This is a genomic window from Nonomuraea coxensis DSM 45129, from assembly GCF_019397265.1.
In the GTDB taxonomy this organism is placed as follows: domain Bacteria; phylum Actinomycetota; class Actinomycetes; order Streptosporangiales; family Streptosporangiaceae; genus Nonomuraea; species Nonomuraea coxensis.
This window is the reverse complement of record NZ_CP068985.1, coordinates 6,855,001-6,871,600: the sequence shown is the minus strand read 5'-3', so window position 1 is coordinate 6,871,600 and position 16,600 is coordinate 6,855,001. Positions and strand designations below refer to the sequence as shown.

At 69.4% G+C, this 16,600-nt stretch carries 18 protein-coding genes, 2 tRNA genes and 1 riboswitch (1 of these 21 cut by a window edge); of the genes, 15 read left to right on the top strand and 5 right to left on the bottom strand.

Annotated elements, in window-relative coordinates:
- Positions 1-80: 80 nt before the first annotated feature.
- On the bottom strand, positions 81-737 hold the full coding sequence (locus Nocox_RS32205; RefSeq protein ID WP_020542156.1) for a TetR family transcriptional regulator: 657 nt from the start codon (positions 735-737) through the stop codon (positions 81-83).
- Between the two features lie 87 nt (positions 738-824).
- Here Nocox_RS32205 and Nocox_RS32200 point away from each other — a divergent pair, with 87 nt between their 5' ends.
- Positions 825-1,559 carry an SDR family NAD(P)-dependent oxidoreductase gene (locus Nocox_RS32200; RefSeq protein ID WP_033408603.1) on the top strand — a complete coding sequence of 245 codons (735 nt, stop codon included), beginning with the start codon at positions 825-827 and terminating at the stop codon, positions 1,557-1,559.
- Positions 1,560-1,564: 5 nt separating this feature from the next.
- Positions 1,565-1,882, top strand: coding sequence for a DMT family transporter (locus tag Nocox_RS32195; RefSeq protein WP_020542158.1), 318 nt, complete (start codon positions 1,565-1,567; stop codon positions 1,880-1,882).
- Positions 1,883-1,955: 73 nt separating this feature from the next.
- Here the strand turns inward: Nocox_RS32195 and Nocox_RS32190 are convergent, their stop codons facing one another.
- Both Nocox_RS32190 and Nocox_RS32185 read right to left on the bottom strand, forming a co-directional pair.
- Entirely contained in the window at positions 1,956-2,228 is a 273-nt protein-coding gene (locus Nocox_RS32190) for a hypothetical protein (protein ID WP_020542159.1), read from the bottom strand.
- A gap of 112 nt (positions 2,229-2,340) precedes the next feature.
- Positions 2,341-2,417: transfer RNA gene (locus Nocox_RS32185), tRNA-Pro, on the bottom strand.
- An 89-nt stretch (positions 2,418-2,506) separates the two neighbouring features.
- Here Nocox_RS32185 and Nocox_RS32180 point away from each other — a divergent pair.
- The 3 genes from Nocox_RS32180 to Nocox_RS32170 all read left to right on the top strand — a co-directional run bounded on the left by Nocox_RS32180 (position 2,507) and on the right by Nocox_RS32170 (position 4,768).
- A tRNA-Gly gene (locus tag Nocox_RS32180) sits at positions 2,507-2,580 on the top strand.
- A gap of 202 nt (positions 2,581-2,782) precedes the next feature.
- Positions 2,783-3,415 (top strand): nucleoside/nucleotide kinase family protein, encoded by a 633-nt coding sequence (locus tag Nocox_RS32175; RefSeq protein WP_020542161.1) that lies wholly within the window; start codon positions 2,783-2,785, stop codon positions 3,413-3,415.
- Between the two features lie 42 nt (positions 3,416-3,457).
- Positions 3,458-4,768, top strand: a complete 1,311-nt coding sequence (locus Nocox_RS32170) for a TrpB-like pyridoxal phosphate-dependent enzyme (protein ID WP_020542162.1) — start codon at positions 3,458-3,460, stop codon at positions 4,766-4,768.
- 52 nt (positions 4,769-4,820) lie between these two features.
- Here Nocox_RS32170 and Nocox_RS44260 read toward each other — a convergent pair whose 3' ends face one another.
- Positions 4,821-4,898 (bottom strand): 50S ribosomal protein bL37, encoded by a 78-nt coding sequence (locus Nocox_RS44260; protein WP_372513659.1) that lies wholly within the window; start codon positions 4,896-4,898, stop codon positions 4,821-4,823.
- A gap of 142 nt (positions 4,899-5,040) precedes the next feature.
- Between Nocox_RS44260 and Nocox_RS32165 the strand changes: the two genes are divergently transcribed.
- The 4 genes from Nocox_RS32165 to Nocox_RS32150 all read left to right on the top strand — a co-directional run bounded on the left by Nocox_RS32165 (position 5,041) and on the right by Nocox_RS32150 (position 8,566).
- Positions 5,041-5,823, top strand: coding sequence for a DeoR/GlpR family DNA-binding transcription regulator (locus Nocox_RS32165; RefSeq protein ID WP_020542163.1), 783 nt, complete (start codon positions 5,041-5,043; stop codon positions 5,821-5,823).
- Positions 5,820-6,899: a galactose-1-phosphate uridylyltransferase gene (gene galT, locus Nocox_RS32160; RefSeq protein WP_020542164.1), complete on the top strand. Its 1,080-nt coding sequence runs from the start codon at positions 5,820-5,822 to the stop codon at positions 6,897-6,899. Before Nocox_RS32165 ends, galT begins: the two co-directional genes overlap by 4 nt.
- Positions 6,900-6,967: 68 nt before the next feature.
- Positions 6,968-7,105: riboswitch (cyclic di-AMP (ydaO/yuaA leader) on the top strand.
- A 6-nt stretch (positions 7,106-7,111) separates the two neighbouring features.
- Positions 7,112-8,062, top strand: coding sequence for a coiled-coil domain-containing protein (locus Nocox_RS32155; protein ID WP_020542165.1), 951 nt, complete (start codon positions 7,112-7,114; stop codon positions 8,060-8,062).
- A 3-nt stretch (positions 8,063-8,065) separates the two neighbouring features.
- The gene (locus Nocox_RS32150) at positions 8,066-8,566 is read left to right on the top strand and encodes a DinB family protein (RefSeq protein ID WP_026214126.1); all 501 of its coding nucleotides are present in this window, start codon (positions 8,066-8,068) and stop codon (positions 8,564-8,566) included.
- Positions 8,567-8,577: 11 nt separating this feature from the next.
- On the opposite strand, the gene Nocox_RS32145 is transcribed toward Nocox_RS32150, so the two are convergent.
- Positions 8,578-9,060, bottom strand: coding sequence for an ATP-binding protein (locus Nocox_RS32145; RefSeq protein WP_020542167.1), 483 nt, complete (start codon positions 9,058-9,060; stop codon positions 8,578-8,580).
- A 235-nt stretch (positions 9,061-9,295) separates the two neighbouring features.
- Between Nocox_RS32145 and Nocox_RS32140 the strand changes: the two genes are divergently transcribed.
- The 6 genes from Nocox_RS32140 to Nocox_RS32115 form a co-directional block, all read left to right on the top strand.
- Complete coding sequence (locus tag Nocox_RS32140) at positions 9,296-10,162, top strand: helix-turn-helix domain-containing protein (protein WP_020542168.1); 867 nt, start codon at positions 9,296-9,298, stop codon at positions 10,160-10,162.
- A 188-nt stretch (positions 10,163-10,350) separates the two neighbouring features.
- On the top strand, positions 10,351-11,760 hold the full coding sequence (gene tig, locus Nocox_RS32135; RefSeq protein WP_020542169.1) for a trigger factor: 1,410 nt from the start codon (positions 10,351-10,353) through the stop codon (positions 11,758-11,760).
- Positions 11,761-12,142: 382 nt separating this feature from the next.
- Entirely contained in the window at positions 12,143-12,775 is a 633-nt protein-coding gene (locus tag Nocox_RS32130) for a ClpP family protease (RefSeq protein ID WP_020542170.1), read from the top strand.
- Positions 12,776-12,786: 11 nt separating this feature from the next.
- Positions 12,787-13,410, top strand: coding sequence for an ATP-dependent Clp protease proteolytic subunit (locus Nocox_RS32125; RefSeq protein WP_020542171.1), 624 nt, complete (start codon positions 12,787-12,789; stop codon positions 13,408-13,410).
- Between the two features lie 186 nt (positions 13,411-13,596).
- Positions 13,597-14,880, top strand: coding sequence for an ATP-dependent Clp protease ATP-binding subunit ClpX (gene clpX / locus Nocox_RS32120; protein ID WP_020542172.1), 1,284 nt, complete (start codon positions 13,597-13,599; stop codon positions 14,878-14,880).
- Between the two features lie 130 nt (positions 14,881-15,010).
- Positions 15,011-16,600, top strand: the 5' portion of a protein-coding gene (locus Nocox_RS32115) for a valine--tRNA ligase (RefSeq protein ID WP_026214127.1). Its footprint extends 984 nt past the window's final position; 1,590 of the gene's 2,574 nt are visible here — the first part of the coding sequence; it begins with the start codon at positions 15,011-15,013; its stop codon lies beyond the right edge, outside the window.

Here is a 16,600-nt window from a genome sequence, read left to right as displayed (position 1 = left end):
CGGAAACGACCACCGGGCCGGCTGGGCGACGATGACGGGTGACGAGCCGGCCGGTGGCCAGCTCCGGCGCGGCCCCCGCGTCACCGTTCGCCGTCGGCGAGTCTCCCGCCCGACCCTGTCACGCCGGCCAGAAGATCGTCGAGCCCTGCCCGGACGGCATCAAGGGTGAGCCCCTGCTCCCCGCCGATCCGGTAGGCCAGCAGGTTCGCGGCCAGTGGGGCGAGCAGGGCGTCGGCCAGGTAGGAGGCGTCGCGGCCCGGCCGGGCTTCGGCGACCAGGATGGCCAGGTGGCGGTGGTAGGCGTGATAGGCCCCGCCGAAGCGGGCGAACGGTCCTGCGGTCTCCGCCACGAGCAGCAGGTCGAGCTGGTCCACGGTACGACTGGCCAGCGCGTGCAGGAACGCGCGGATCCGCTCGGCGGCGGGCGCGCCAGGACCGAGCGGCGGCGGCCCGTTCAGATATGCCGCCTGGAACTCACGCTCGCGCCGATCGATGAGCGCGTGGGCGAGCCCGGACCGGTCGCCGAATCGGCGGTACAGCGTGCCGACGCCCACGCCCGCCGCGGCTGCCACGTCCGCCATGGCCAGCGCTTCCACGCCGCGCGCGGCCACGATCTCCTCCGCCGCGGCGAGGATCTTCGCGCGGTTGCGCGCCGCGTCCGCGCGCTCGTCACCGCGCTGATCAATGGACCGGTCACCCGCGCCGTCCCGCGTCGAGGGCCGCCGACTCTGCGTCACGCCGCAATCGTATCGAGTTGCTATCCGGAATCGGTTCCGTTAGCGTCTATCCGGAATCGGTTCCGTATACGTGGAAGGGTGAACACCATGCTCCATGGACGGGTGGCGCTCGTCACCGGAGGCAGCCGCGGCATCGGCGCGGCGATCGCACGCCGACTGGCAGGCGAGGGCGCGCACGTCGCCATCACTTACGCACGCGCCGCCGACCAGGCGAGGGCCGTGGTGACGGAGGTCGAGACGATGGGCGTCCGCGGGCTCGCCATACCGGCGGAAGCGACTGACGCCGCGGCACTGACCGAGGCCGTCGAGCGCACCGCGGCCGCGCTGGGAGGGCTGGACATCCTGATCAACAATGCCGGCATCGCCCCATACGGCCCGATTGAGGACGTCACGCTGGAGGACGTGGACCGAACGCTGGCCATCCATGCCAGGGCGGCGTTCGTGCTCGCCCAAGCCGCCGCCCGGCACATGGGAGACGGTGGGCGGATCATCAGCATCGGCAGCAGCCTGGCCGAGCGCGTGCCATCACCGGGCTGGGCCCTGTACTCGATGAGCAAGTCCGCGCTCATCGGGCTCACCAAAGGGCTGGCCCGCGATCTCGGCTCTCGGGGCATCACCGCCAACCTCGTCCACCCCGGTTCGACCGACACCGACATGAACCCGGCCGACGGGCCGGACGCGCCTCAGGAACGCTCCTACACGGCGCTGGATCGCTACTGCGATCCTGACGACATCGCCGCGACCGTGGCGCACCTGGCCGGACCGGGCGCGCGCAACATCACCGGGACGTCCATCACCGTGGACGCCGGGACCACGGCCTGACCGCGATGGCATGGCTGCTGGTGATCGCCGCTGCCCTGCTGGAGATCGTGTGGGCTCTAGCCCTCGACCGGTCCGACGGATTCACCAGACCCGGCCCCGCGGCGGTCGGCGTGATCGCTGCGGCGCTCAGCTTCGTCCTGCTGGCCTTCGCGCTTCGCGTGCTCCCGGTCGGCACCGCGTACGCGGTCTGGATCGGGCTCGGCGCCCTCGGCGTCGCGCTCGCCGGCATCCTCATCCTGGGCGAGAGCGCGTCCGCCGCGCGTCTGGTCTGCCTCTTCCTCATCCTCATCGGCGTGGTGGGCCTCAGACTGCTCGAAGGCTAGTTGTCGGTCGGAGCCGGCCAGGACGGACCTGCGCTTCTGCACGCGAACCGATCGTTCCCGGTCACGGCGCTGGCTAGATGGACTTCACCCAGGAGCGAGCCACCTTGGGCGGCATGGCGAGTTCGTCCTGGACGAGCTGGATCGCCTGCTCTTCGTGACCGCGCACCTTGAGCTGGCGAACGCGGCCCACGAGTTCCGTGGCCCTCACGGCGTCCGTGTACTTGAGTACGCGACGCTGCCGAAAGGACTGGACCAGTTTCACGAAGAAAAGGATCCATAACGAGACGAAGATGAGGACGAAGAGTCCCACGAAGACGGCGGAGAGCAGAGCACCGGAGCTGGGCATGACGTGATCTTAGGCGGCGCCCTCCGGCCGGCCGTGCCTGCACGGAGATGGTGCGGCTCGGAGCCCTGGTCACGCAGAAGGCCCCTTTCCACGTGGGAAGGGGCCTTCGAGCTGGTCGGGGCGACAGGATTTGAACCTGCGACTTCTTGCTCCCAAAGCAAGCGCGCTGCCAAGCTGCGCCACGCCCCGTTTCGCCGAGTGCGCATGAGCCCCGGGACTCCGGTACGCTTACGCTCTGACGACCGGATGAAGTCTAGACCAGAGTTCGACCGGTTCGCGCGGACGTAGCTCAATGGTAGAGCCCTAGTCTTCCAAACTAGCTACGCGGGTTCGATTCCCGTCGTCCGCTCCACCGTGCGAAAGGCCAGGTCAGTCCCGCGTGACTGCCTGGCCTTTCGCGTGATCGACGCGCCTGCGCGGCCGGACCGCCGGGAGCTCCGCATGGCGGTCGTCCTGATGTTCGCCTGCTGGTTCGGCGGGCTGCTGCTCGTGCGGATCACGGCCTGGACCGCCTGATCCGCGGCTCGCGGGCGGACGATCGTAAGCTGAGCGGGATGATGCGCGCGCGACCGATCTCCCGTGACGTCCTGGTCGAGGAGCTGGCCGAGCTGATCGCCGGCCGGCCGCGGGAGGGGTGGGTGCGGGTGGCCGTGGACGGCGCGCCCGCCGCGCGGCCGGAGGCGCTGGCCGACGAGCTGGTCGCGCCGCTGCGTCTGCGGGGGAGGCCGGTGGTGCGGGTGTCCGCCGGCGACTTCCTGCGTCCCGCGTCGCTGCGGCTTGAGCACGGCAGGACGGATCCCGACGCCTTCTACGAGGACTGGCTGGACGTCAAGGCGTTGCGGCGGGAGGTGCTGGAGCCGCTGGACGCGGGCGGTTCCGGCCGGGTGCTGCCGGCGCTGTGGGACAGCAGGGTGGACCGCGCCTACCGGTCCTCGTACGAGGAGCTGCCGCCCGGCGGGGTGGCGCTGGTCGACGGGACGCTGCTGCTGGGGCGCGGGCTGCCGTTCGACGTGAGCGTGCATGTGTGGCTGTCGCCGGGCGCGCTGAGCCGGGGCACGCCGGAGGACGAGCGGTGGCGGCTGCCCGCGTACGAACGCTACGAGCGCGAGGCCCGCCCCCACCGCGCCGCCGACGTCGTCGTCAGGGCCGACCACCCCGGTCGCCTGGCCGTGCTGGTCAACGCGTGAGAACCACTGGAATGCCGTGCGTGACGAGCGCAGACTGAGACGGTGATCCCGAGCAACTGGTACAACATCGTTCCCGACCTGCCCGCTCCGCCGCCTCCGCCGCTGCACCCCGCCACCCGCGAGCCGGTGGGACCTGACGACCTGGCCCCGCTGTTCCCGATGGAGCTGATCGCGCAGGAGGTCGGCGTCGAGCGGTTCGTCCCGATCCCGCAGGAGGTCATGGAGGTCTACCGGCTCTGGCGGCCGACGCCGCTGATCCGGGCCCGCCGCCTCGAACGGTCCCTCGGCACGCCGGCCAGGATCTACTACAAGTACGAGGGCGTCTCGCCGGCCGGCTCGCACAAGCCGAACACCGCGGTGCCGCAGGCGTACTACAACGCCAAGGAGGGCGTCCGGCTGCTGACGACCGAGACCGGCGCGGGGCAGTGGGGATCGTCGCTGGCCTTCGCCTGCGCCCAGTTCGATCTGGAATGCCAGGTCTGGATGGTCCGCGCCTCCTACGACCAGAAGCCGTACCGCCGCTCGCTCATGCAGGTGTACGGGGCGACCGTGCACGCCAGCCCGTCCCCGGTGACCGGCGCGGGCAGCAAGATCCTTGCCGAGGACCCCGCCTCGCCCGGCAGCCTCGGCATCGCGATCAGCGAGGCCGTCGAGGTGGCCGCCGCGACTCCCGACGCCCGCTACGCGCTCGGCTCGGTGCTCAACCACGTGCTCATGCACCAGACGGTCATCGGCGAGGAGGCCATGGAGCAGCTCCCGGAGCTGCCCGACCTGGTGATCGGCTGCACGGGCGGCGGCTCCAACTTCGCGGGGCTGATGTTCCCGTTCCTGCGCGAGAAGCTGGCCGGTCGCATCGACACCGTGTTCCGCGCGGTGGAGCCGGCCGCCTGCCCGTCGTTCACCCGGGGGGTGTACGCCTACGACTTCGGCGACACGGCCGGCCTGACGCCGCTGCTCAAGATGCACACGCTGGGGCATTCGTTCGTGCCGGACCCGATCCACGCGGGCGGCCTGCGCTACCACGGCATGTCGCCGCTGCTGTCCCACATGTACGACCTGGGCCTGTTCGAGGCCGTCACCCGCGCCCAGAGCGAGTGCTTCGAGGCCGGTGTCCGCTTCGCCCGTACGGAGGGCATCGTGCCGGCCCCCGAGCCGACGCACGCGCTGGCCGAGACGATCGCGGAGGCGCTGCGCTGCAAGGAGAGCGGTGAGGAGAAGGTCATCCTCACCGCGCTGTGCGGCCACGGGCACTTCGACCTCGCGGCCTACGACCGGCACCTGAGCGGCGCGCTGGAGGACTACACGCTGCCGCAGGAGCGCATCGACCAGGCGCTCTCCGAGCTGCCGACCTGATCATGATCTCCGGATGAGCGGGTGGCCGCGGGACGCGGCCACCCGGTGGTTCCTAGCGTGCGGTGGGGCGCTTGCCGTGGTTCGCCTTCTTCTTCTTGCGCGCCCTGCCTTTGCGTGCTCGCCTGGCCATGAAGCTCGCCTCCCGCGCTCGGGGTCCGGAATGAACTCCCACGGTCTCCCCGTCGCGCCGACCAGGCAAGCGCTCCACGCGAACTAACATTCCCCAACATTTTCGTGTCATAATTTGGTGGAATCTGTTGGAAGGGGCAAGGGTGCTCGCACAGCAGCGTCAGCAGGCGATCCTCGAACGCGTACGCAGCGACGGCGGCGTGCGCGTGGCCGACCTCGTGCGCGAGCTCGGCGTCTCCGACATGACCATCCGCCGCGACCTCGAGGTGCTGGCCGAACGCGGCCTGCTGGAGAAGGTGCACGGCGGGGCGACCGCCCTCGGTCCCGGCTCGACCGAGGAGCCCGGCTTCACCGCCAAGTCCGCCCGCCAGCAGCCGGAGAAGCAGGCCATCGCGCGCCGCGCCGCGCAGCTCGTCCGGCCGGGCACCGCCGTCGCGCTGTCGGCGGGCACCACCACGTGGGCCCTCGCCCATCACCTCATCGCCGTGCCCGACCTCACCGTGATCACCAACTCGATCCCCGTCGCGGAGGTCTTCCACCGCAACCCGCGCGCCGACCGCACGGTGGTGCTGACCGGCGGCGTCCGCACGCCCTCCGACGCGCTGGTGGGCCCCGTCGCCGTGGCCGCGATCCGCCGCCTGCACGTGGACACGCTCTTCCTCGGCGTCCACGGCATGAGCGTCCGGGCCGGCTTCACCACGCCCAACCTGCTGGAGTCCGAGACCGACAGGGAGCTGGTGACCGCCGCGGGCCGCCTGGTGGTGCCCGCCGACCACACCAAGTGGAACACGGTCGGCATCAGCACCATCGCCGAGCTGAGCGAGGCCGACGTGGTCATCAGCGACGCGGGGCTGCCGGAGGACGCGCGCACGGAGCTGGCCGACCGGGCCGGCGAACTCATCATCGCGGAAGAGGGCACGCTGTGAAGCGCACCATCACCCATCTGGCCGACGGCCGTGAGCTCATCTACTTCGACCGCCGGGACGACGCCGACAGGAGCGCGGTGGACCGGCGCGAGCTCGGCCCCCGCCCGGTGGCCTCGGAGCTGCGCTACGACCCGCTGACGGAGGAGTGGATCGCGATCGCGGGGCACCGTCAGACCCGTACGTTCCAGCCGAAGGGCACGGCGGCCGAGTGCCCGCTGTGCCCGTCGGCGCCCGGCCGCGACACGGAGATCCCCGCCTACGACTACGACGTCGTCGTGTTCGAGAACCGCTTCCCGTCCTTCTCCGGAAATCTCGGCACGTACGAGGACGCCGGCGGCCTGAGCGCGGTCCGCCCCGGCGCCGGCCGCTGCGAGGTCGTCTGCTTCACCTCCGACCACGACTCCAGCTTCTCCCGGCTCTCCGACGACCGGGTCGAGCTGGTCATGGAGGCGTGGGCCGACCGCACCGCCGAGCTGTCCTCCGTCGAGGGCGTGGAGCAGGTGTTCTGCTTCGAGAACCGGGGCTCGGAGATCGGCATCACGCTCGCGCACCCGCACGGCCAGATCTACGCCTACCCGTACGTCACTCCGCGCACGAAGCTCAACCTGGGCGCGGCCTCCCGGCACAAGGGCCCCGGCAACCTGTTCGCCGACGTCCTCGCCGCCGAGCGGGCCGCGGGCACGCGGGTCGTGACCTCCAACGAGCACTGGACGGCGTTCGTGCCGGCCGCCGCGCGCTGGCCGTTCGAGGTGCACGTCTACCCGCACCGGCAGGTGCCGGACCTGCCGGCGCTGACGGAGGCGGAGCGGGCGGCGTTCGCGCCGCTCTACACCTCGGTGCTGCGGGCCTTCGACGGGCTGTTCGGGGTCGTGATGCCGTACATCGCGGCCTGGCACCAGGCGCCGGTGCGGGAGGGGCGGGACCTCGCGTACCTGCGGCTTGAGCTGTTCAGCATCAGGCGGGCGCCGGGGAAGCTGAAGTACCTGGCCGGGTCGGAGTCGGCGATGGGCGCCTTCGTCAACGACGTGCTGCCGGAGGAGGCGGCACGCATGCTCCGATCACAACTCGATCACTAATTGATTTCTGCTTAAGGTCGCATTACTTGTGATCTACCAGTAACATCCCCATATGCAACGGCCGTACCAGCCGTCGCACGCCTAATCCCGGGCGCGTCGCCCGGGAGCCGGGGACCCACCGCATCTGGGGTGAATCCACTTCGGTGGTAGGGACGCTCTCACGCCCGAACCCGTCAGCTAACCCGGCCGGCAGAGGGAGAGGAACCCCGTACGTGGCGGCTTCGCCCCCCGCGCCCTTCGCCATCGGACTCGTCACCGCCGCCGCCGTCCTCCTGGCGACGCCCCACCCCGCGCAGGCCGCGCCGAAGCCCACGGAGTCCCAGCTCCGCGCCCAGCTCAAGCGGCTCAACGCCAAGGTCGACAAGCTCATCGAGCAGTACAACCTCAAGCGCGTCGAGCTGGCCGAGGCGCAGGAGGCCGCCAAGAGCGCCAAGGAACGCCTGGCCACGGCCGAGCGGACGCTGGCCGCCTCCGAGCGGCGCGTCGCCGAGCTCGCCCGCCTCCGCTACCAGAACGGCAACCCGCCGGTGCCCGGCTTCATGCCGGACGCCGCCGGCGCGGCCGTGCTCGACCAGCTCACCGCCGAGCAGCAGGCGCTGGTGCAGGGCGTCGCCACGGCCCGCGACGAGAAGAAGAAGGCCGCCGCCGAGGCCGAGGCGCTGGCGGCCAGGATCCGCGCGGACGCGGCGACGGTGGCCGGGCAGCGCGACGAGGCCGAGGACGTCATCGACGACATCAAGGACAAGCTGGCCGACCTGGTCCCGTACGGCACCGGCCGCAAGTCCGACGGGAGCTGGGCCCCCGAGCTGCCGTCAGGCACGGACAACATCACCGCGCGCACCCGGCTCATGCGCGCCGAGGTGGCGAAGAACTTCGCGCTGCCGTTCTCGGTGGGCTGCTTCCGCTCAGGCTCCAGCGGTGAGCACCCGCTCGGCCGCGCCTGCGACTTCATGATGAGCTCCGGCGGCAGCATGCCGAGCGCGGCCAACAACGCCCTGGGCGACCGCATCGCCGCCTGGGCCCTGCAGAACCAGAGCAAACTGGGCGTCAAATACGTGATCTGGAAGCAGCGCATCAACACCGGCTCCGGCTGGCGCGCGATGTCCGACCGTGGCAGCATCACCGAGAACCATTACGACCACGTCCACATCTCCATGAACTGAGACATGACAGATACCCGTACCCCGCCGCCCCTCACGGGTGACGAACGCACCGTGCTCGGCAACTGGCTCGAATGGCACCGTGCCACCCTCGCCGTCAAGTGCGCCGGCCTGACCGCCGGGCAGCTGCGCCTGCGCAGCGCCGAGCCCTCCGGCCTGTCCCTGCTCGGCCTGGTCCGGCACATGGCGAACGTCGAGCGCGCGTGGTTCCGCCGGGTGCTCGCCGGTGAGGACGTCCCGAAGCTGTGGGACAAGGACCGCGACAACGACGCCGACTTCAAGGAAGTGGACACGGCGTCGGTGGAGGAGGCGTTCGCCACCTGGCGGGACGAGATCGAGCGCGCCCGCGCCATCTCGGCCGCCAGGCCGCTCGACGCCGTGGGGGAGCGCAACGGCGGCGAGTGCTCACACCGCTGGATCCTCGTCCACATGATCGAGGAGTACGCCCGGCACAACGGTCACGCCGATCTCCTGCGCGAGCGCATCGACGGCGTCACGGGCGAATGACGAAAGGGCGATCAGGGCTCGGTGCGGAAGAGCGCCCAGACGGCCTTGCCGCCGCGGGCCAGCCGGTCCCAGCCCCAGCTCTGGCTGTAGGTCTCGACGATGTAGAGCCCGCGGCCGTTCTCGGAGACGAAGTCGGGCTCCTTGCGCCGCGGCACCTCGTCGCTGGGGTCGGCCACGGCCAGCAGCACGTGGGGGCTGACCCGCATGAGCAGCAGCTCGATCTCGCGGCGTCCTGAGGACCGCATCGCGTACCTGACCGCGTTCGTGACCAGTTCGGAGACCACGAGGGCGGCGTCGTCGCTCAGGTCCTGCAGGCCCCAGCCCCGGAGGGTGGAGCGGGTGACGTCCCTGGCGGTCTTCACCGAGTCGGCCTGAAAGGGCAGCGGGCACGAGGTGGTGTAGGGCTTGCCGCCGCGACCGGTGAGCAACTGGTCGAAACCGACCTCGCGGGTGATCTGCAGGCAGTCGGCAGTGGCCAGAGGGTCCTCTACCATGCCGACGATACCTCCCCGTAAAGCCTTGGTTAGTGCATGTTTGGCCCAATATGCACTAAGCCATCATGGGTCACGACGGCGGCGGCTGCAAGACCCAAATGCACGTGCAGTTGCATTGTGCAGCCGCAAGCGGCGTTTTCCCCGGTGGGGAAGGCCAATCGGACACCTGGTTGGGACCTTGTCATAGCAGCCAATGTGGTGTCACTGTGTGGTGCGGACCTTGATAGGAGGCAAAGTGACGCAGAACCAGCCGGGTTCCGGGCCGACGGCGCTGCGCATCCTCCTGGGCTCCCAACTGCGCAAGCTCAGGGAAGCGAAGAACGTCACCCGTGAGGAGGCGGGCCACCTCATCCGTGGCTCCGAATCCAAGATCAGCCGCATGGAGCTGGGCCGGGTGGGGTTCAAAGAGCGTGACGTGGCGGACCTGCTGACCCTGTACGGGGTCGTCGACCAGCAGGCCCGCTCCGCCGTGCTCGACCTGGTCGCCACCGCCAACGAGCCGGGCTGGTGGCACCGGTTCAACGATGTCCTGCCCACGTGGTTCCAGGCGTACGTCGGCCTGGAGGAGGCCGCGGCCAGGATCAGGACCTACGAGGTCCAGTTCGTGCCAGGACTGCTGCAGACCAAGGAGTACGCCAGGGCTGTGGTGACCGCCGGGACGGCGGGCATCGGAGCGGAGGAGATCGCCAGGAGGGTGGATCTCCGTCTGGAGCGCCAGAGGATCTTCGAGAGGCCGGACGCGCCGGTCTTCTGGGCGGTGATCGACGAGGCGGCGCTACGCCGGCCCATCGGCGGCGCCGAGGTGATGAAGGCTCAGCTGGAACACCTCATCGACCTCATGCGCCAGCCCAGCATCACGATCCAGATCATGCCGTTCAGCTTCGGCGGGCACAGCGCGGAGGGCGGGGCGTTCAGCGTCCTGCGCTTCCCCGACCCCGACCTGCCCGACGTCGTGTACGTCGAGCAGCTCGCCAGCGCCCTCTACCTGGACAAGCGCGAGGACGTCGACCGCTACACCGAGGTCATGGAGCGGCTCTGCGCGGTCAGCACCACTCCTGACGAGACGATCGGGCTGCTGAGGAAGATCGCGGACGAGTTCTGACGACGTGCGGACGTCGTTGTGACCGCGGGGACGTCGTTGTTGGGTATGCATCTGCCCTAGACTGGACCACCGGCGTTGGATGCCGCCGAGGCGGAGCATGCCCAACACCGCTCATGTGGGCGCGGCGCGTGAGCCGACCGAATGGACGCGCCCGCGATCACTCGTAGCTTGATCAAGGAGACCATTCCGTGAAGACCGCTGTCGAGGAGCTCAGCCCGACCCGGGTCAAGCTCACTGTCGAGGTGCCGTTCGACGAGCTGCGCCCGAGCATGGATGCGGCGTACAAGAAGGTCGCGCAGCAGGTGCGCGTCCCCGGGTTCCGGCCTGGCAAGGTTCCGGCCCGCATCATCGAGCAGCGCTTCGGCCGGGCGGTCGTCCTGGAGGAGACCCTCAACGACGCCGTGCCCAAGCTGTACGGCCAGGCCGTCGACGAGGCCGACGTGTTCCCGGTCAGCCAGCCTGACATCGAGGTCACGAAGATCGACGACGGTGAGCAGATCGAGTTCACCGCCGAGGTCGACGTCCGGCCCAGCTTCGACGTGCCCGACTACCAGGGCCTCGAGGTCACCGTCGACTCCGCCGAGGTCACCGACGAGGACGTCGACCGCCAGCTCGACGCGCTGCGCCAGCGCTTCGCGACGCTGACCGGCGTCGAGCGCGCCGCCGCCACGGGCGACTACGTCGTGATGGACCTGCGCGCCGAGATCGACGGCAAGAACATCGAGGAGCAGGCCGCCAGCGAGGTGTCCTACGAGGTCGGCGCGGGCTCCGTGCTCCAGGGCCTCGACGACGCCCTGGAGGGCATGTCCGCCGGCGAGGAGAAGACCTTCACCACCGAGCTGGTCGGCGGCGAGAACGCCGGCGAGCAGGCCGACGTCATCATCAACGTCAAGTCGGTCAAGGAGAAGGTGCTGCCCGAGCTCGACGACGAGTTCGCCCAGCTCGCCAGCGAGTTCGACACGCTCGACGAGCTCAAGGCCAGCATCCGCGAGCAGGCCCGCCGCAACAAGCTGATCGACCAGGTCGTCCAGTCCCGCGAGAAGGCCCTCGACGCGCTGCTCGACCAGCTCGACATCCCGCTGCCCGACAGCGCGCTCAAGGCCGAGATCGACGCCCGCAAGCACAACCTCGACCACCAGGTGGCCGAGAGCGGGCTGAGCCGCGACGCCTTCTTCCGCCTCTACCAGACGACGGAGGAGGAGCGCTTCGAGGAGTTCGAGAAGAACTCCGCCCGTGCGCTCAAGGTCGGCTTCGTGCTCGACAAGATCGCCAAGTCCGAGGAGCTGGGCGTCTCCGAGCAGGAGCTGACCAACTTCGTCGTGCGCCGCGCCATGGAGATGGGCGTCCAGCCCAACGAGCTGGCCAAGCACCTGGCCGACAACGACCAGCTCACGCTGGCCATGGTCGAGATCGTCCGCGACAAGGCCAAGTCCGTGATCGGCGACGCCGCCAAGGTCGTCGACACCGACGGCAACGAGGTGGACCTCAAGGCCATCTACACCGAGATCAACGGCGAGGCCCCCGTCGAGGAGGAGGCCGCTGCCGAGGACGGCGCCACCGGCGAGAAGGACGCCTCGGGCGAGAAGGGCGAGGCGTAGCCCTCACCGGCGTCCTCGCCGACGTCTCATCCGCGTTTCGCAGGAGCCCCCGGACCCTCCCGTCCGGGGGCTCCGCCGTTTCCGGAAGGCAGGGCTTCCCGATCCGGCCGCAGGGGCTCCGGCGGCGCTGAGACGGTCGTCACAGCCTCCGCGCGCCCTGGCCCTTCCGACCCGCCGTCACGGACCCCGGCCGCGCGTCCCGCCCTCTCAGGGCGTTCCAGGGACATCCCGCCCTACGCCACTCCGGGGCCCGCCGCTCCCGCGCGGGCTCCGGACATGCGCCGTCAGCGAACAGTCCGGGAGAGCGGGCATGACCTGTGGGCGGCGCGCGTTAAGGTCACAAGCAAAGCCAATCGATTACGACGCATCGGAAGGTGACGCTGTGACCAGCCCGCCGACCTTCTATCAGCCTGAGTCTCGAGGCCGTGAGAACGGCTCCGCCTTCCGGCTTGAGGACCAGCTTTACCAGCGCCTGCTCCGGGAGCGGATCATCGTGCTCGGGCAGGAGGTCAACGACGAGATCGCCAACCGGATCTGCGCTGAGCTGCTGCTGCTCGCGGCCGACGACCCCAACCGCGACATCACGCTTTACATCAACTCGCCGGGTGGCTCGGTGAGTGCCGGCATGGCCATCTACGACATGATGGAATACGTGCCGAACGACGTCTCGACCGTGGTCATGGGCATGGCGGCCTCCATGGGCCAGTTCCTGCTCACCGCGGGCGCCAGGGGCAAGCGCTACGCCCTGCCGCACGCGCGGGTCATGATGCACCAGCCGTCGGGCGGCATCGGCGGCACCGCCGCCGACATCGCCATCCAGGCCGAGCAGATGCTCTACGTGAAGAAGACGCTGGCCGAGCGGATCGCCTTCCACACGGGGCAGTCGCTGGACCAGATCGAGTCCGACTCCGACCGCGACCGCTGGTTCACCGCCGAGGAGGCCAAGGACTACGGCTTCATCGACCACGTCGTCCGCAGCGCACGACAGGTGCCCTCGGCCGGGCCCGTCTCCTAGGGGGAGCTGACATGAACATCGAAAGCCGTTACGTTCTCCCCTCCTTCGTCGAACGCACGTCCTACGGCGTGAAGGAGATGAACCCTTACAACAAGCTCTTCGAGGACCGCATCATCTTCCTCGGGGTGCAGATCGACGACGCGTCGGCCAACGACGTGATGGCCCAGCTGCTCACGCTGGAGTCGCTCGACCCCGACCGTGACATCAGCATCTACATCAACTCGCCGGGCGGGTCGTTCACCGCCATGACGGCGATCTACGACACGATGCAGTTCGTCCGGCCGGAGATCCAGACCGTCTGCCTCGGCCAGGCCGCCTCCGCCGCGGCCGTGCTGCTGGCCGGCGGCACCCCGGGCAAGCGCTTCGCGCTGCCCAACGCCCGGATGCTGATCCACCAGCCGTCCACCGAGGGCGGCGGCCAGGGCAGCGACATCGAGATCCAGGCCCGTGAGATCCTCCGCATGCGCACGCTGCTGGAGGACATGGTGGCCAGGCACACCGGTAAGACCTCCGCCGACGTCCGCAAGGACATCGAACGCGACAAAATTCTCAACGCGGACGAGGCAAAGGCGTATGGTCTGATCGACGACATCATCCCGTCCAGGAAGAAGCGAGCTCAGGCCGTGGCTTCCTAGACGGGACGTGACGCACCGGAGCGCTGCCCAATAGGGCACGTTCCGGTGCGACTCGCCGCTAGGGGGCTCACTGAGGGCCCAGAAGACGGTAACGTCGAAACCTGAGCGGTTCGGCCAAGTCCGGAGGATGTCCGGAGACACTGCTCTCGCGAGAGCAGGGCGGTCCCACGCAAAGGAGTATCTGGGGTGGCACGCATCGGCGACGGGGGAGACCTGCTGAAGTGCTCTTTCTGCGGGAAGAGCCAGAAGCAAGTCAAAAAGCTCATTGCCGGTCCAGGCGTCTACATCTGCGATGAGTGCATCGATCTCTGCAACGAGATCATCGAGGAGGAGCTCTCGGAGTCCTCCGAGCTCAAGTGGGACAACCTGCCCAAGCCGAGGGAGATCTACGAGTTCCTCGACGCCTACGTCATCGGTCAGGACAAGGCGAAGAAGGCGCTCTCGGTGGCGGTCTACAACCACTACAAGCGGGTGCAGTCGGGCGACCGGGGCAGAGACGACGGCCTGGAGCTGGCCAAGAGCAACATCTTGTTGCTCGGGCCCACCGGATCCGGCAAGACGCTGCTGGCGCAGACCCTGGCGAAGATGCTCAACGTGCCCTTCGCCATCGCCGACGCCACGGCCCTCACCGAGGCCGGCTACGTCGGCGAGGACGTCGAGAACATCCTCCTCAAGCTGATCCAGGCCGCCGACTACGACGTCAAGAAGGCCGAGACCGGCATCATCTACATCGACGAGGTCGACAAGATCGCCCGCAAGAGCGAAAACCCGTCGATCACCCGCGACGTCTCCGGCGAGGGCGTGCAGCAGGCGCTGCTCAAGATACTGGAGGGCACCACGGCATCGGTGCCTCCGCAGGGCGGCCGCAAGCACCCGCACCAGGAGTTCATCCAGATCGACACCACCAACGTGCTGTTCATCTGCGGCGGCGCGTTCGCGGGCCTCGAAAAGATCATCGAGTCGCGCATCGGCAAGAAGGGCATCGGCTTCAACGCGATCATCCGCTCCAAGGAAGAGATCGACACCGCCGACATCTTCGCCGACGTCATGCCGGAGGACCTGCTGAAGTTCGGCATGATCCCCGAGTTCGTCGGCCGCCTGCCGGTCATCACCTCGGTCCACAACCTCGACCGTGAGGCGCTCATCCAGATCCTCACCGAGCCGCGCAACGCGCTGGTCAAGCAGTACCGCAAGCTCCTGGAGCTCGACGGTGTGGAGCTGGAGTTCACCGACGGCGCCCTGGAGGCCATCGCCGACCAGGCGATCCTGCGCGGCACCGGCGCCCGCGGCCTGCGCGCCATCCTGGAGGAGGTGCTCCAGTCCGTGATGTACGAAGTGCCCTCCCGCCAGGACGTCGCCCGCGTCGTCATCACCCGCGAGTCGGTGCTGGAGCACGCGATCCCGACCCTCGTCCCGCGCGACCAGCTCGCCGTCAAGCAGCAGCGCACGCCGCGCGAGAAGTCGGCCTGACCCGGCCGGCGTCGATCACGCCCGAGCGCCCCGTGGCAGCACGCCACGTGGGCGCTTTCGGCACTTCGGACCCATTTCCATCCCGCATTCGAGCAAGCGAGGCGTTTTCCGCTTCCCGCCCTCCCTAGAATTGGTCACTGTGACAACGCCAGAGCTGCCTACTCAATACACACCGGCCGACGTCGAGACCCGCAGCTACGAGCGCTGGGTATCCCGAGGCTACTTCGGCGCCGACCCGGGCAGCTCGCGCGAGCCGTACAGCATCGTCCTGCCCCCGCCCAACGTGACCGGCGTCCTGCACATCGGCCACGCGCTCGACCACTCCATCCAGGACGCGCTCACCCGCCGCGCCCGCATGCAGGGCCGCGAGACGTTGTGGGTGCCCGGCATGGACCACGCCGGCATCGCCACCCAGAACGTCGTGGAGCGCGAGCTGGCCAAGGAGGGCCTGTCCCGGCACGACCTCGGGCGTGAGGCGTTCGTCGAGCGGGTCTGGCAGTGGAAGGAGGAGTCCGGCGGCCGGATCCTCGGCCAGATGCGCAAGCTGGGCGACGGCGTCGACTGGTCGCGCGAGCGCTTCACCATGGACCTGGGCCTGTCGCGGGCCGTCCAGACCATCTTCAAGCGCCTGTTCGACGACGGCCTCATCTACCGCGCCGAGCGCATCATCAACTGGTGCCCGCGCTGCCACACCGCGCTGTCCGACATCGAGGTCGAGCACAGCGAGGACGAGGGCGAGCTCGTCTCGATCCGCTACTCCGACGACCTCGTGGTCGCCACCACCCGCGCCGAGACCATGCTCGGCGACACCGCCGTGGCCGTCCACCCCAACGACGAGCGCTACACCCACCTGGTCGGCACCCTGGTCGAGCTGCCGCTCACCGGCCGCATGATCCCGGTGGTCGCCGACGAGCACGTCGACCCGGCCTTCGGCACCGGCGCGGTCAAGGTCACCCCGGCCCACGACCCCAACGACTTCGAGATCGGCCGGCGCCACTCGCTGCCGTCCATCACCGTCATGGACGAGCGGGGCGTCATCACCGCGCACGGCCCGTTCCAGGGGCTCGACCGCTTCGAGGCCCGGCCCGCCGTCGTGGCCGCGCTGCGCGCGGAGGGCCGCATCGTCGCCGAGAAGCGCCCCTACCTCCACGCGGTCGGCCACTGCTCGCGCTGCAAGACCGTCGTCGAGCCGCGGCTGTCGCTGCAGTGGTTCGTCAACGTCTCGCCGCTGGCCAAGGCCGCCGGTGACGCCGTCCGCGACGGCCGCACCCGCATCCACCCGCCGGAGATGGCCAAGCGCTACTTCGACTGGGTCGACGACATGCACGACTGGTGCATCTCCCGCCAGCTCTGGTGGGGGCACCGCATCCCGGTCTGGTACGGCCCCGACGGCGAGGTCGTCTGCGTCGGCCCCGACGAGGACCCGCCCGCCGGCTACACCCAGGACCCCGACGTCCTCGACACCTGGTTCTCCTCCGGGCTGTGGCCGTTCTCGACCCTGGGCTGGCCCGACCGCACGCCGGAGCTGGAGCGCTTCTACCCGACGTCCGTGCTCGTCACCGGCTACGACATCCTGTTCTTCTGGGTGGCCCGGATGATGATGTTCGGGCTCTACGCCATGGACGGCGAGCCGCCGTTCCGCGTCGTGGCGCTGCACGGCATGGTCCGCGACCAGTACGGCAAGAAGATGTCCAAGTCGTTCGGCAACGTCGTCGACCCG

Bases quoted from the DNA above. Each gene is read 5' to 3' on its own strand.
- Nocox_RS32200 (WP_033408603.1), top strand. From the start codon at position 825: ATGCTCCATGGACGGGTGGCGCTCGTCACCGGAGGCAGCCGCGGCATC.
- Nocox_RS32195 (WP_020542158.1), top strand. From the start codon at position 1,565: ATGGCATGGCTGCTGGTGATCGCCGCTGCCCTGCTGGAGATCGTGTGG.
- Nocox_RS32190 (WP_020542159.1), bottom strand. From the start codon at position 2,228: ATGCCCAGCTCCGGTGCTCTGCTCTCCGCCGTCTTCGTGGGACTCTTC.
- Nocox_RS32175 (WP_020542161.1), top strand. From the start codon at position 2,783: ATGATGCGCGCGCGACCGATCTCCCGTGACGTCCTGGTCGAGGAGCTG.
- Nocox_RS44260 (WP_372513659.1), bottom strand. From the start codon at position 4,898: ATGGCCAGGCGAGCACGCAAAGGCAGGGCGCGCAAGAAGAAGAAGGCG.
- Nocox_RS32150 (WP_026214126.1), top strand. From the start codon at position 8,066: ATGACAGATACCCGTACCCCGCCGCCCCTCACGGGTGACGAACGCACC.
- Nocox_RS32145 (WP_020542167.1), bottom strand. From the start codon at position 9,060: ATGGTAGAGGACCCTCTGGCCACTGCCGACTGCCTGCAGATCACCCGC.
- Nocox_RS32125 (WP_020542171.1), top strand. From the start codon at position 12,787: ATGAACATCGAAAGCCGTTACGTTCTCCCCTCCTTCGTCGAACGCACG.